A 14,010-nucleotide genomic window follows, 5' to 3' on the forward strand; every position below is an offset into this window, starting at 1 on the left:
ACCAGCTAATTACGCTGGTTTTTACTTTAAAAAAATAAAGTCCTATTCTTTTTTATCTTCTTTATTTCCCTCATCTTCTTTACTGGCGTCTTTAAACTCTTTAATACCGCTACCAAGCCCTCGCATTAGTTCAGGTATTTTTTTTCCTCCAAACAATAATAAAACAGCAACAACAATCAATGTTATTTGCATTGGACCTATGGCTAATGGTAATAGATATAAACTCATAACTTTAAATTTAAAAAACAAAGTTAATAATTAAAGTTTAATAATAGCGTTTAAAAGCTAATTTTAGCGCAAAGAGGGATATCTCTTGCAATAATTTTATATATTTTTGTTTTAAGATGAAGGAAGAGAAAAAAGATTCAAAAAAAATAAAGCGAAAACTTCTTGATAAGTATCGCTTAGTTATTTTAAATGAAAACACTTTTGAGGAGCGCTTGTCTTTTAAGTTAACACGCTTAAACGTTTTTGTGTTAGCATCAATATCTATTATTATTTTAATAAGCGCAACGTATGCTTTAATTGCTTTTACATCACTTAGAGAATATATTCCAGGGTATTCTTCTACGGCTTTAAAAAAGAAAGCTATTGAGCTTAATTATAAAACCGACTCGTTACAACAGGTTATTTCTATGAACGAGCGGTATTACACATCTATTAAAAAAGTATTACAAGGCGATGTTAGTGCAATAGATTTTAATAAAGATTCTATAATCGAAGCTGCTAGACTTGAAGATAGCGAAATAGATTTAAACCCGAATGCACTAGACTCTTTGTTACGCGAAAAGGTTGATAAAGAAGATAAATATAGTTTATTTGAATCTGCTACATCTAAAACTAATTTTGTGTTATTCCCTCCAGTTAATGGCTCTATTAGTGAGCCCTATAATTTAAAAGAAAAACATTATGCAGTAGATATTGTTGTTGCTAAAGGCGCTCCGATAAAATCTACAGCAGATGGTATAGTCATTTTTGCTGAATGGACACCAAGTACTGGGCATGTTATAATTATAGAGCATAGTTATGGTTTAATATCGGTGTACAAACACAACGGTGCTTTAACAAAAACACAAGGCGATTTAGTAAAAGCAGGCGAAGTAATAGCTACTGCAGGAGATTCTGGAGAACTCTCTACAGGACCTCATTTGCATTTCGAGCTTTGGAACGACGGCTACCCAATAAACCCTACAAATTTTATAGATTTCAAATAAATGCTATCAATAAAACCAACTATAGCTAAATCTTTAGCAAAACGCACATTTAAGCGAATTAAAAAATGGGCAAATAAACCTATTGAAACACAAGATTTAGTTTTTCAAGAGTTAATAAGTAAAGCGACCGAAACAATTTTTGGTAAAGACCATGACTTTGTAAGCATAAATAACCATTCAGATTTTGCAAAACGTGTTCCTGTTAGAGATTACGAAGCTTTAAAGCCTTATGTAGACAAAGTAGTTGCTGGTGAAGAAAATATACTTTGGCCAGATAAACCGCTATATTTTGCAAAAACTTCGGGTACAACATCTGGTTCAAAATACATTCCTATTACAAAAGAAAGTATGCCTACTCATGTTGATGCTGCAAGAAATGCAATTTTAATGTATATAAACGAAACAGGAAATGCAAAATTTGTTGATGGAAAAATGATTTTTTTACAAGGAAGCCCAATTTTAAAAGAACAAAACGGGATTCAATTAGGGAGGCTTTCAGGAATTGTTGCGCATTATGTGCCAAAATATCTTCAAAAAAACAGGATGCCTTCTTTTAAAACAAATTGTATTGAAGATTGGGAAACAAAAGTTGATGCTATTGTTGAGGAAACACTAACAGAAAACATGACGGTTATATCTGGTATTCCGTCTTGGGTACAAATGTATTTTGAAAAACTACAACAAAAATCAGGAAAACAGGTTGGAGAGATTTTTAAAAACTTTAATCTTTTTATTTTTGGCGGTGTTAATTATGAACCGTATCGTGCTAAATTTGAAAACCTTATCGGTCGTCAAGTAGATAGCATAGAATTGTATCCTGCAAGCGAAGGCTTTTTTGCATTTCAAGATAAACAGAACGAAAAAGGAATGTTACTTCAATTAAACTCGGGTATTTTTTATGAGTTTATTAAAGCTGACGATTTTTTTAACGAAAATGCAAAGCGCATTACCATTGCAGATGTTGAGGTAGGCGTTAATTATGCCATGATAATTTCTACTAATGCAGGGCTTTGGGCTTATAATATTGGAGATACAGTTGAGTTTACATCAACCAAACCGTACCGCGTAATCGTTTCAGGGAGAATAAAACACTTTATTTCTGCTTTTGGCGAGCACGTAATTGGTAAAGAAGTAGAGCAAGCTATAAAAGAGGCAACTATAAATACTGAGGTTAGAGTTTCAGAGTTTACAGTTGCTCCTCAAATAAACCCTAAAGAAGGTTTGCCATATCATGAGTGGTTTGTAGAGTTTGAAAATGAGCCAGAAAATCTTTCCGCTTTAGCGAAAAAAATAGACGAATCGCTTCAAAATCAAAATAGTTATTATTTCGATTTAATAGAAGGTAAAGTGTTGCAACCGCTTAAAATTACTAAAGTAAAAAAAGGCGGGTTTCAAGCATATATGAAGTCTGTCGGGAAATTAGGAGGGCAAAATAAAATCCCTCGTTTATCCAATGACAGAAAAATTGTCAAGGATTTATCGCAGCTTAATTAAGGCAAATAATACTATCTTTGCATGAATTAAAAAATGTATGAGTAATAAGAAACATCATGAAAGAACGAGAGCTCAAGAAAGCTCGAATGCTATTGAGAGAATGTACATTACTATGCGCCATTTGTTTAACAGAGGGTTTTATAAACCTATGGGTGTTTCGGGCGAAACATTAAGGCAATCATTGTTGTTATTACGACCAGAAATTTATGGTTCTATTGGAGAAGAAAAAGCAGAGTTAGAAGGCTTGCTATATGTAATTGACAGGTTGCCAATTGGCATTGAAGAATGCACTTTTATTAATTTAACAAGTGATGAAGGCTATGCAAATTCTCATTTTAAACCTATAATTCCACCAAAAAGACGACGTAACTGTTATAGAATAGATGATGAGCAAATGAATATTGAGATAACCAGAGGGCGCTCAGAAATCTATGACATATTAACACATCTTACGTTTCTTTTTGTAGAATCGCACAAAATAAGTAACCGTGTTTTAATTGATGACATTGGAAACACAACAAGAGATTGGGTTAAGCTTGAAAAGGCAGTTTTATCGACAAAAAAACTAACACAACAAGAACGAGAAATAGCTATAACGCACACAGCTAATATTTTAGGTCGCACTTTTAATGAGTTAACAAGTGTATATTCTAAATTTGCAACAACAAAGCAACCAGAACGTTTGTTACATATAGTATATTGGTTGGGTAAGTTGGCTATTGAGGAACAAATAAATAATAATAAGCGAACAGTTGCTTTTAGTCCGGTACTTAGAGAACGATTAGGACATCATATACATGGCGAAATTTGGGCAAATACTATTAAAGAAATTTTACACAAAAACAATTTATTAGAAAGACCAATACATATTATTAGTGCCAATATGCACAGTGTAATGAATACGCTTTTTGCACCAAATGCGTTAAAATCTAAAAAAGATATTTTTGAGGTTTATGAAGCTTTAAGCCAAAAAGATAATGAAAACCTTCGAAATAAAGTAACCAAAGAAGCGTTGCTTAATGGGATGATTTATATTGAAGATACATCGGGCACCAATATAGATGTTCAAATTTTTGATACTGCTAAAATGGATATCTCTAAGATTGATTTTAAAACAAACGAATCTTTATCAAAATCAAAAAAGCCAGTGGTGTTAGTAATGGATTATGCTTTTGGTGAGCAAGCCTACGAAACTATTGACGAATTATTAAAACCCTATAAAGTAAAAGGAGAAAATATTCATTTAAATGTAGACTCCATATCTATAATGGGTAAAGCAGGGATTTTAGAAGGAGGAAAAGGTGATATTATGATTCCAACCGCCCATATTTTTGAAGGAACAGCAGACAACTATCCGTTTACAAATGAATTAAAAAAAGATGATTTTAAAGATAGTGATATTAACGTTTGCGAAGGCTCAATGATTACTGTTTTAGGCACATCATTACAAAACAAAGATATTTTAAAATTCTTTTATAATTCAACATGGCGTGTTATAGGTTTAGAAATGGAAGGCGCGCATTACCAAAAAGCCATTCAAGCGGCATCAAAAGTAAGAAACAGTATAAACCCCAATGTAAAAGTACGTTATGCGTATTACGCTAGTGATAACCCTTTAGAAACGGGTAGCACTTTAGCATCTGGAGGATTGGGAACAACGGGAGTAAAACCAACTTATTTAATTACAAGAAAAATATTAGAACAACTATTTAATTAACACCATTATAATTATGAGTAAAGATTTGCCACCACCACAGCAATCAGAAGAAGTCGATTTAGGACAATTATTTAAGCTTATAGGAAATGCTTTTGAACGTTTTTTTAAGTTTATAGGTAACATATTAAACAATCTTTTTTTAGCTTTTGTCTGGATGGTTTTTTTCCTAAAAAAGCACTTTATAAAGTTCGTGATTGCAGGAATAATTGGAATTGCACTAGGCATATTGTTGGAAAAAACATCTGAGCCTGTTTATAAATCTTATATAACAGTTAAACAAAATTATCCAACAGGAGAGAATTTATATAATTCTATTGCATATTACAATGATTTAGTAAAACAAAGAGATTCGAGTACTTTAAAAGGAGTTCTTGATATTAAAAACTTAAACGTTTCATCAATTCTAGAGTTTGAAGTTGAATCAATTGTAAGTGAAAATGATAAATTAAAAAGCTACGATAAATATTTAAAAGAGTTAGATTCAACACTGGCTTCAACAATAGATTATAAAATGTATATAAAAAACTCAAAAGATCATACACATAAATATCAGCAAATAACAATCAAATCGAAAGAAAGAGATAATTTTAAGACAGTTTTTGATAGAATTATAGACAATATTAAAACTAACAAATATTTTAAAAGAGAGCAAACTAAGGATTTAATAGAATTAAAAAACGAAAAACAGGCTATTAATGAGTCGTTAAATAAATCAGATACGTTGTTATCTGTATATCAAAAAGCCATTGTAAAGTCTGCTGAAAACAATAATGATCTTCAAACAAAAATAACTATTGATGGTAAAAATACAGGAAGTACAACCAAAGAGTTTGAGTTGTACAATAAGGTTATAGAATTAAGAGAAAGAGTTGTTAATATAGATAGAGCGATAGCCGATAAAGAAGAAATTATTGAAGTGCTTTCAAGCAAACAAGATAGTGGCTCAATTGATAACAGAATAGAAATATTTGGAAAGTCATTAAATTCTAAAGTGTTTTATGCAATTGTATTAACCTTAGTTTTATTATTAATTCTTTTAGGGTTAGACTTTATTAAATTTTTAGAACGCTTTAAAGAAAAAATATAAATAAATGACTATTTTAATAACAGGCGGTGCTGGGTTTATTGGGTCTAACTTTATTCCTTGTTATTTAAAAAGCAACCAGCATGTTAAAATAGTAAACATAGATAAACTAACTTATGCGGCTAACCTATCAAATTTAGCTGAAGTTGAAAACAATAACCGTTATACATTTATTAAAGGAGACATTTGCAATAGAAGTTTAATGGAAAGATTATTTGCTAAATACGACTTTAATGGCGTTATCCATTTTGCAGCAGAGTCGCATGTAGATAATTCTATTAATAGTCCAACAGCTTTTATTAATACAAATGTTGTAGGAACCTTTAATTTGATAGACGTAGCTAAAAACCATTGGATGGAAGCTCCAAATTCGCCAAAAAAAGAGCATATAAATTCAAGATTCCATCATATTTCTACTGATGAGGTTTACGGCACTTTAGGTAATCAAGGTTTGTTTACAGAGCAAACACCTTATGCGCCAAACAGTCCATATAGTGCTTCAAAAGCATCATCAGATTTTATTGTTCGAAGTTATCATCATACATACGGAATGAATGTAGTAACCACAAATTGTTCAAACAATTATGGTCCAAATCAACATGATGAAAAACTTATTCCAACGATAATTAGAAAAGCGCTTTCTGGAGAAAATATTCCTATTTATGGTGATGGAAAAAACATTAGAGATTGGTTATATGTTAAAGATCATTGCATAGGTATAGACTTGGTTTTTAATAACGGTATTTCTGGAGAAACCTATAACATTGGAGGAAAGAATGAACGCAATAATTTATATATTGCAAATAGAATCTGTGAAATTTTAGATGATATAAAACCCAAACCCAAATCATATAAAACCCAAATCACTTTTGTTACCGATAGACCAGGACATGATTACAGATACGCCATTGATGCCACAAAAATTGAAAGAGAACTAGGTTGGCGAGCACAAGAAAATTTTGAAACAGGCATAATAAAAACCATTAATTGGTATATTGAAAAAGATAAAGGTTAAGAAGTTAAAAAGGTTAAGAAGTTAAAAAGGTTAAGAAGTTATAGATGTTAAAAGAAATAAAATCGCATAAAGATTTAAAAGTGTGGCAAGAATCAATGTCGCTGGTTTTAACAATATATAAACTTTCTGAAAAATTTCCTTATCATGAAACGTATGGATTAACATCGCAATTACGAAGAGCTTCTGTTTCCATACCATCAAATATTGCTGAAGGAGCAGGAAGAAGAGGCGAGAAAGAATTTATAAGGTTTCTGTATATAGCTTTAGGATCTCTTTCAGAAATTGAAACTCAATTAGAAATAGCTTACAGATTAAACTATATTGAAGAAATAGAGGAGATAAATAAGAGTATTTATTTTATTAGAAAAATGCTGGCAAATCTTATAAAAAGTTTAAAATAAATGTTGTTCCGTATAACTTCTTATAACCTATTTAACCGTATAACTATAAGTTTATGAAAGGCATTATATTGGCAGGAGGCTCAGGTACACGTTTACATCCGCTTACCAAGGTGGTTAGCAAGCAACTTATGCCTATTTATGATAAGCCTATGATTTATTACCCGCTTACCACTTTAATGTCTGCTGGAATACAAGAGGTTTTAATTATTTCAACCTCAAAAGACACACCAAAATTTAAAGAACTATTAGGTGATGGAAGCGATTATGGTTGTAGTTTTAAGTACGCCATACAAGAGCAACCAAATGGTTTAGCTGAAGCTTTTATTATTGGTGAAGAATTTATAGAAAACGATAAAATAGCGCTTATTTTAGGAGATAATATTTTTTACGGATCTGGTTTAAAAGAAACTTTACAAAACAATATCAATCCAAGCGGAGGTGTTATTTTTGCATACCATGTTAACGACCCTCAGCGCTATGGTGTAGTTGAGTTTAACAAACAAAACAAAGCTATTTCTATTGAAGAAAAACCTAAAAACCCAAAATCTAACTTTGCTGTTCCAGGTATATATTTTTATGATAATACTGTTGTTCAAATAGCTAAAACAATAAAACCTAGTGATCGTGGAGAATTAGAAATTACAGATATTAATAAAGCATATTTAACTAAAGGTACGCTAAACGTTCAAATATTAGATAAGGGTACTGCTTGGTTAGATACAGGTACTTTTACATCACTAATGCAGGCTTCTCAATTTGTGCAAGTTATTGAAGAGCGACAAGGACAAAAAATAGGATGTATAGAAGAAGTGGCTTATAAAATGGGATACATAGATGCTATTCAATTAAAAAAATTAGCACAACCATTACTTAAAAGCGGTTACGGCGAATACCTTCAACAACTAATAGAATAATATGACAGTTGAAGAGACAAATTTAAAAGATTGTTTTGTAATTATACCAAATGTAATTAAAGACAATAGAGGCTATTTTTTTGAAAGCTTTAACAAAGCTCAATTTGAAACTAAAACAGGAATAGTTGCCAATTTTATTCAAGATAACCAATCGCAATCCTCAAAAGGTGTTTTAAGAGGATTGCATTTCCAAGTAGGAACGTTTTCTCAAGCAAAACTAGTAAGAGTAATACAAGGTAAAGTTTTGGACGTTTGTGTTGATTTAAGAAAGAAATCGCCAACATTTGGTAAACATTTCTCTTTAATTTTAGATGCTGTTGAGCATAAACAACTTTATATTCCTAAAGGTTTCGCTCATGGTTTTTTGGTGTTAGAAAATGACACTATTTTCTCTTATAAATGTGATAATTATTACAATAAACATTCGGAAAGAGGTATTATATATAATGATAAAGCATTAGATATTGATTGGGGTTTTCCAGAGGAAGACTTAATCCTTTCAGAAAAAGATAAAAGACTACCAACGCTAAGGGCTTATTTAAATGAATAAAAGAGTTTTAGTAACTGGAGCAAATGGTCAATTAGGAAAAACCATTAATGAGTTGTTCTCTAAAAACGAAGTAAACCTTGAATTCACCTTTGTCACTAAAGCAACACTGGATATTACAAAAGAAGTAGGTTTAAAACAGTTTTTTAAAAATAACAAATTCGATTATTGTATAAATTGTGCAGCTTACACCAATGTGGAACAAGCTGAAAAAACTCCAGAAATAGCCTATAAAGTAAACGCAGAAGGTGTAAAATATTTAGCTGAGGCTTGCAAACAAACAGATACTGTGTTAATTCATATTTCAACAGATTATGTTTTTGATGGCGAGAAAAAAGAACCCTATACAATTAAAGACAAACCAAACCCTATTAACGAATATGGAAAATCGAAACTATTAGGAGAGCAATATATTCAAGACATTTTAAAGGAGTATTTTATAATAAGAACCTCGTGGTTGTATAGCAATAAATACGGAAATAATTTTTATAAAACCATTCTAGAAAAAGCTAAAGCTAGCGAAGCAATTTTTGTAACTGATGAGCAAAAAGGGTCTCCTACAAGCACAGAAAGCTTAGCAGAGTATTTAATAGAGTTAATTATAAATAGGCCTAATCATTATGGAATTAGACATTTTTCTGATGATAAAATAATGACCTGGTATGAGTTTGCTAACCAAATTTTAAAAGAGCATTCTTATGAGCACATAAAACTTGCCAAGGCAAAGAATTATCGTACTTTTGCAATTAGACCTAAAAACAGCATTTTGTTATAAAAATTTAAATTTTAATGTGCGGAATAACAGGAATATATTCAATAAATAACATTTTAAATATTGAAGAAAGAATTCAGAAAATGAATACTTCAATTAAGCATAGAGGACCAGATGCAGGAGGGATATATAAAGAGGATAATCTCGCAATAGGTCATAGAAGATTAAGTATTATTGATACAAGAGATGTGTCTAATCAACCAATGCATTCAAATAGGAACTCTTGGCACATCGTTTTTAATGGAGAGATATATAATTTTGAAGAAATAAAATCAGAGCTTAAAAATTATAATTTTAAAACAACTTCTGATACAGAAGTGATACTAGCAGCAGTTGAAGAAAGAGGTTTAGATTGGTTTATTAATCAAGCTAATGGAATGTTTGCCATTGCAATATATAACTCAGAAACAAAGGACTTATTTTTAGTTAGGGATAGATTAGGAATAAAACCACTTTATTTTTATAACAATGGGGAGAATTTAATTTTTTCATCTGAGGTTAAAGCAATACTTTCAAGTGGCTTAGTTGAGGCCGAATTTAACGAAGAAGCGGTGGATGAATATTTAGCAAATAGATATATACGCGCACCTTATACATTCTTTAAAAATATTTTTCAAGTAAACCCTGGCACCTATTTATCTATAAAAAAGGACTTGACCTCGGTTGAAAATAGATATTGGGAAATTCCTAAGGTATTTAATATGTCTAAGGAGTATAATGAAGAGAAAATTATTAAGGAGCTAGATGAGGAATTAAACAAAGCAATTAAATATAGACTTATCTCAGATGTTCCATTGGGCACCTATTTAAGTGGAGGAGTCGACTCAAGTCTTATTACCGCTATTACCGCTTTAAATAAAAAAGAAAAAGTAAATACCTATACCATAGGTTTTGAAGAATTAAATGAATTTAAATACTCTGAGATAATTGCTGAAAAATATAGTACCGAGCATCATGAAATTTTAATGAAGAAGGAAGATTACATAGCTAATTGGGAACGCCTTATTAATTTTAAAGATGCACCATTGGGAGTGCCAAATGAAATTCCTCTAGCGGTAATGTCAAGCAAGTTAAAAGAAAAAATTACCGTAGTATTATCAGGTGAAGGCGCCGATGAATTAATGGGCGGATATGGCCGAATTTTTAGAGCACCTTTTGATTATGCAAATGAATGCACTAACGAATCTTTTTACGATTATTTTATCTCAAAATACGAGTATGTACCAAGATCTATGAGAGATCAATTAATTAATACGCCTAAAAGCTATAGAGACGAGTTTGATATTGAGATAAAAGCTAATTTCAGCAAAAGCTCTAACGAAGAAAATATATTTAAGTTCTTTCATAAGTATCACGTAAAAGGATTATTACAGCGTGTAGACATGACAACTATGCAAACCTCTGTTGAGGCTAGAGTACCTTTCTTAGATCATAACTTGATTGAATTTTCATATAATAATATTCCTTACGATTTAAAATTGCGTTGGATAAATGATGCTGCTGAAAAGCAAGCAAGGTCAATGAACTCTAACCAATATAGCGAAACCTTAGATACACCAAAATACTTACTCAGGAAACTATCTTATAAATACCTCCCTAAAGAAATTATTGAACGTAAAAAAATAGGTTTTCCTGTGCCTTTAACAGAATGGTTTGATAACCTAGAATCTTTAGCTAAAGAACTTTTACCTAATGCGAACTGGTTAAAAGAAGGAGTCGTTAACGATTTAATTAAAAAAAGTAAAACTAAATCTAGAGCAGGACAAATTCTCTGGATGTTTATTAATATAGAATTATTTAAAAGAAACTACTTTAACAAACAGTGGAAGTGGTAATAATAAAATAGAATTATGTATAAAAGAGGAGATGAGAAAACAACGATAGGGTACACATCTGGTGTATATGATTTGTTTCATATTGGTCATTTAAATTTAATTAAAAACGCTAAAGGTCTATGTGATAAACTAATTGTAGGAGTAACGTCTGATGAGTTAGTTGCTTATAAAAACAAAAAGGCGGTAATTGGGCATCAAGAGCGCATGGAAATAGTTAGAAACATAAAGCATGTTGATGCCGTAGTTCCTCAAAATGACATGGATAAATTTAAAATGTGGGAGCGTCTTAAATTTGATGTGATGTTTGTTGGAGACGATTGGTTTGAGAGTGAAAAATGGAAAGATTTAGATGAAAAATTTAAAGCAGTAGGTGTAAAAATCATCTACTTCCCTTATACGAAAGGAACATCATCTACCTTAATAAATAAAACATTAAAGAACTTAAGAGAAAAAGAGTAATTTTTTAACCTCAATCTAGAAGCTTTGAACATAATTAGTTAATTAATTAGATGAAACTTTCTTATTTTAAGCATGCATTAGTAAAAAATTTTTTAGCGCTTTCTACATTACAAGGAGTTAATCTTATTTTACCATTTGTCACATTGCCTTACTTAACCAGAGTTCTTGGAGTTTCTAACTATGGAGTTGTGGTAATGGTTTATTCCATAATGCAATTATTATCAGTGGTTTGTGATTACGGCTTTAATTTATCAGCTACAAAAGAAATTTCATTATTTAGAAACAATACTTCAAAGATAAATACTATTTTTAGTAGTATTTTGTTAGTAAAAGCTGGACTGTTAATAATATTGCTGTTTATTTTATTAATATTGGTGATTTATGTTCCTGTTTTAGCAGCCAATAAGGCTACCTATTTTATGGGTTTTGGCATAGTAATAGGCCAAGCGCTAACACCTACTTGGTTGTTTCAAGGGATGGAAAAAATGAAATATATAACTATAGTTAATTTGGTGTCAAAGTCATTATTTACCCTTTTAATTTTTGTTTTTATAAAAAATTCTGAAGACTTTATTTTTGTTCCATTGCTCTATTCTATTGGATTCATTCTTGCAGGTATATTATCATTAATTTTTGCTTATAAAGAATTTGGTGTTTCTTTTTATTTTACAAAATGGGTTAATATAATTGAACAAATAAAGAATAGCACGCAATACTTCTTTTCTCGAGCATCAGTCGCTTTATACACATCAAGTAATAACTTTATTGTAGGACTAGTTCTTGGAGAATTTTATGCAGGTATATTTGGGGTCGCAGAAAGGTTATTTACTGCGATGACAGTAATTTATAGTCCATTGTCTGATGCTATTTACCCACATATGGTTCAAAAAAAAGATTTAAAACTCTTTAAAAAAGTTTTTTTATCAGCTATAATTTTTAATTTTTTTGTTAGCTTAATCACAATCTTTTTTTCAAGTGAAATAATTTATTTTGTGTTTGGGGAAGGCTATGAAGAAAGTGCTGTTTTATTAAAATATTTTTGCTTTTTATCGTTAATCATTGTGCCTGCTACTTTTATAGGCTATCCGTTACTTGGTGCTTTTGGTTTTGAAAAATATGCAAATTATAGTGTAGTTATTGCGTGCATAATTCACGTAATTATTTTGGTCTTTATATCTTCTTTCCTTTCAATTTATTTAATGGTATTATTGTTAATTTTCACTCAAATTATTGTTTTAGGAATTAGGTTTATAGGAGTTAGTAAGTTTTTAAAACAACAACGTTTGTATAAATAAAAAATCTAATTGAAGAGATGAGAAGGATTCTAGAGGGGTTAAAAACAATAATAAAAATAGGCATTGGGTTTCCGGTTTACTATATTTCAATATTCTTCCCAAAGAGAAAAGATTTAGCTGTAATAGGCTCTTCGTTAGGGAGGCATTTTGCAGATAATTCAAAGTATTATTATATAGACTATTATAGTAAAGAAAGAAATGATTTAAACCTTGTTTGGGTATCAAAAAACAGAAATGTTGTTAAAGAATTAAATTCAAAAGGGCTTCCTGCGGAATTTCTATATTCTTATATAGGTATATATATAACTTTAAGAGCATCAAAGGCATATATTTCTCATCAATTGGGTGACATTAATGGAGCATTAATTGGTGGGTCGAAAATCATTCAATTATGGCACGGAATGCCATTAAGGAAAATTGGATATGGTGGAGACTGGACAGACAAAGGTCTTTCGGGTAAAATTAAGCTTTTTATTTCCAAATGGCTACCTTATGCATATTATATGAAATGTGATGTTTTAATGGCACCATGTAAAAAGGCAAAGGATAATTATGTAGAACCATTTTCTAAATCATTTAGAAATAATAAGATAAAAGATAACATCGTTTTATCACAACAGCCTAGAACGTTTTGCTTTGATGATACATTTAAATTATATAAAAATTTTTTCCCAGAGGCAGAAATGCTTTTAGAACTTAGAAATACTTATAAAAATATAATTTCATGGTTACCAACTCAAAGGAAACAATTTAATAAAACGATTATAGATATAATTAAGGACTCGGGTTTAGATTTGGAAAAAATGAATGCCTTTTGCAAAAATAGCAACAGTCTTTTTGTTATAAAAGTTCATTTTTTAGATTTTAATTTATTAAATGATATTACACAAGAGTTCAAAAATATTTTAATATATCCATACTCGGATCCGTATCCTTTGCTTAAATTTACAAACGTATTGATAACTGATTATTCAAGTGTATTTTTTGATTTTCTATTGTTAAATCGACCAATAATATTTATGTGCCATGATTTAGAGGAGTATGCTGATAAAGTTGAGTTTTATTACGATTTTGAAGGCCTAGATATTGGTACAATATGTAAATCATGGAAAAACACCCTCAAGGTTATGTCAAATATTTTAGAAAACAAGGATGATTTTGTCGAAAAAAGGAAACAAAAATTAAAGATGTTTAATTTTGTATTAAATTATGACCCCGTTTAATAAAAGGCATTAATGTATTTTTAAAGAATAATGAGTAAGA

Annotated in this window: 14 protein-coding genes; 13 read left to right on the plus strand and 1 reads right to left on the minus strand. The window is 30.4% G+C overall.

The genetic code is table 11. The features are described 5' to 3' along the window. Positions 1-42: 42 nt before the first annotated feature. Positions 43-228 carry a Sec-independent protein translocase subunit TatA/TatB gene (locus tag L3X37_RS00060; RefSeq protein ID WP_237238084.1) on the minus strand — a complete coding sequence of 62 codons (186 nt, stop codon included), beginning with the start codon at positions 226-228 and terminating at the stop codon, positions 43-45. A 116-nt stretch (positions 229-344) separates the two neighbouring features. On the opposite strand from L3X37_RS00060, the gene L3X37_RS00065 reads away from it, so the two are divergent. Genes L3X37_RS00065 through L3X37_RS00125 form a run of 13 tightly spaced genes read left to right on the plus strand, consistent with a single transcriptional unit; the run spans position 345 to position 13,970 of the window. Next, positions 345-1,214 carry a M23 family metallopeptidase gene (locus L3X37_RS00065; RefSeq protein ID WP_237238085.1) on the plus strand — a complete coding sequence of 290 codons (870 nt, stop codon included), beginning with the start codon at positions 345-347 and terminating at the stop codon, positions 1,212-1,214. Next, the gene (locus L3X37_RS00070) at positions 1,215-2,708 is read left to right on the plus strand and encodes a GH3 auxin-responsive promoter family protein (protein WP_237238087.1); all 1,494 of its coding nucleotides are present in this window, start codon (positions 1,215-1,217) and stop codon (positions 2,706-2,708) included. Between the two features lie 37 nt (positions 2,709-2,745). Beyond that, a complete protein-coding gene (locus L3X37_RS00075) occupies positions 2,746-4,425 on the plus strand; it encodes a DUF6909 family protein (RefSeq protein WP_237238088.1) in 1,680 nt (559 codons plus the stop codon). Positions 4,426-4,438: 13 nt separating this feature from the next. Continuing rightward, the gene (locus L3X37_RS00080; protein WP_237238089.1) at positions 4,439-5,512 is read left to right on the plus strand and encodes a YveK family protein; all 1,074 of its coding nucleotides are present in this window, start codon (positions 4,439-4,441) and stop codon (positions 5,510-5,512) included. A 4-nt stretch (positions 5,513-5,516) separates the two neighbouring features. Next, positions 5,517-6,524, plus strand: coding sequence for a dTDP-glucose 4,6-dehydratase (gene rfbB / locus L3X37_RS00085; protein ID WP_237238090.1), 1,008 nt, complete (start codon positions 5,517-5,519; stop codon positions 6,522-6,524). Positions 6,525-6,568: 44 nt separating this feature from the next. Beyond that, on the plus strand, positions 6,569-6,925 hold the full coding sequence (locus L3X37_RS00090; protein ID WP_237238091.1) for a four helix bundle protein: 357 nt from the start codon (positions 6,569-6,571) through the stop codon (positions 6,923-6,925). Positions 6,926-6,978: 53 nt separating this feature from the next. Then, positions 6,979-7,839, plus strand: coding sequence for a glucose-1-phosphate thymidylyltransferase RfbA (gene rfbA, locus L3X37_RS00095; RefSeq protein ID WP_237238092.1), 861 nt, complete (start codon positions 6,979-6,981; stop codon positions 7,837-7,839). Between the two features lies 1 nt (position 7,840). Beyond that, positions 7,841-8,389, plus strand: a complete 549-nt coding sequence (gene rfbC / locus L3X37_RS00100) for a dTDP-4-dehydrorhamnose 3,5-epimerase (protein ID WP_237238093.1) — start codon at positions 7,841-7,843, stop codon at positions 8,387-8,389. Further along, on the plus strand, positions 8,382-9,161 hold the full coding sequence (rfbD, locus tag L3X37_RS00105) for a dTDP-4-dehydrorhamnose reductase (protein WP_237238094.1): 780 nt from the start codon (positions 8,382-8,384) through the stop codon (positions 9,159-9,161). The genes rfbC and rfbD overlap by 8 nt, the downstream gene beginning before the upstream one ends. 14 nt (positions 9,162-9,175) lie before the next feature. After that, entirely contained in the window at positions 9,176-10,993 is a 1,818-nt protein-coding gene (asnB, locus tag L3X37_RS00110; protein ID WP_237238096.1) for an asparagine synthase (glutamine-hydrolyzing), read from the plus strand. A gap of 15 nt (positions 10,994-11,008) precedes the next feature. Next, positions 11,009-11,452, plus strand: coding sequence for an FAD synthase family protein (locus L3X37_RS00115; RefSeq protein WP_237238098.1), 444 nt, complete (start codon positions 11,009-11,011; stop codon positions 11,450-11,452). 50 nt (positions 11,453-11,502) lie between these two features. Continuing rightward, positions 11,503-12,747 carry an oligosaccharide flippase family protein gene (locus L3X37_RS00120; RefSeq protein ID WP_237238099.1) on the plus strand — a complete coding sequence of 415 codons (1,245 nt, stop codon included), beginning with the start codon at positions 11,503-11,505 and terminating at the stop codon, positions 12,745-12,747. A gap of 17 nt (positions 12,748-12,764) precedes the next feature. Beyond that, a complete protein-coding gene (locus L3X37_RS00125) occupies positions 12,765-13,970 on the plus strand; it encodes a CDP-glycerol glycerophosphotransferase family protein (protein WP_237238101.1) in 1,206 nt (401 codons plus the stop codon). The last annotated feature ends 40 nt before the right edge of the window (positions 13,971-14,010 follow it).

The sequence above is a fragment of the Wocania arenilitoris genome, assembly GCF_021728535.1.
GTDB classification, from domain to species: Bacteria; Bacteroidota; Bacteroidia; order Flavobacteriales; family Flavobacteriaceae; genus Wocania_A; species Wocania_A arenilitoris.

What these genes read in the sequence shown, in the direction of transcription:
- L3X37_RS00060 (WP_237238084.1), bottom strand. Translation starts at nt 228, where the DNA reads ATGAGTTTATATCTATTACCATTAGCCATAGGTCCAATGCAAATAACA.
- L3X37_RS00065 (WP_237238085.1), top strand. Translation starts at nt 345, where the DNA reads ATGAAGGAAGAGAAAAAAGATTCAAAAAAAATAAAGCGAAAACTTCTT.
- L3X37_RS00070 (WP_237238087.1), top strand. Translation starts at nt 1,215, where the DNA reads ATGCTATCAATAAAACCAACTATAGCTAAATCTTTAGCAAAACGCACA.
- L3X37_RS00075 (WP_237238088.1), top strand. Translation starts at nt 2,746, where the DNA reads ATGAGTAATAAGAAACATCATGAAAGAACGAGAGCTCAAGAAAGCTCG.
- L3X37_RS00080 (WP_237238089.1), top strand. Translation starts at nt 4,439, where the DNA reads ATGAGTAAAGATTTGCCACCACCACAGCAATCAGAAGAAGTCGATTTA.
- rfbB (WP_237238090.1), top strand. Translation starts at nt 5,517, where the DNA reads ATGACTATTTTAATAACAGGCGGTGCTGGGTTTATTGGGTCTAACTTT.
- L3X37_RS00090 (WP_237238091.1), top strand. Translation starts at nt 6,569, where the DNA reads ATGTTAAAAGAAATAAAATCGCATAAAGATTTAAAAGTGTGGCAAGAA.
- rfbA (WP_237238092.1), top strand. Translation starts at nt 6,979, where the DNA reads ATGAAAGGCATTATATTGGCAGGAGGCTCAGGTACACGTTTACATCCG.
- rfbC (WP_237238093.1), top strand. Translation starts at nt 7,841, where the DNA reads ATGACAGTTGAAGAGACAAATTTAAAAGATTGTTTTGTAATTATACCA.
- rfbD (WP_237238094.1), top strand. Translation starts at nt 8,382, where the DNA reads ATGAATAAAAGAGTTTTAGTAACTGGAGCAAATGGTCAATTAGGAAAA.
- asnB (WP_237238096.1), top strand. Translation starts at nt 9,176, where the DNA reads ATGTGCGGAATAACAGGAATATATTCAATAAATAACATTTTAAATATT.
- L3X37_RS00115 (WP_237238098.1), top strand. Translation starts at nt 11,009, where the DNA reads ATGTATAAAAGAGGAGATGAGAAAACAACGATAGGGTACACATCTGGT.
- L3X37_RS00120 (WP_237238099.1), top strand. Translation starts at nt 11,503, where the DNA reads ATGAAACTTTCTTATTTTAAGCATGCATTAGTAAAAAATTTTTTAGCG.
- L3X37_RS00125 (WP_237238101.1), top strand. Translation starts at nt 12,765, where the DNA reads ATGAGAAGGATTCTAGAGGGGTTAAAAACAATAATAAAAATAGGCATT.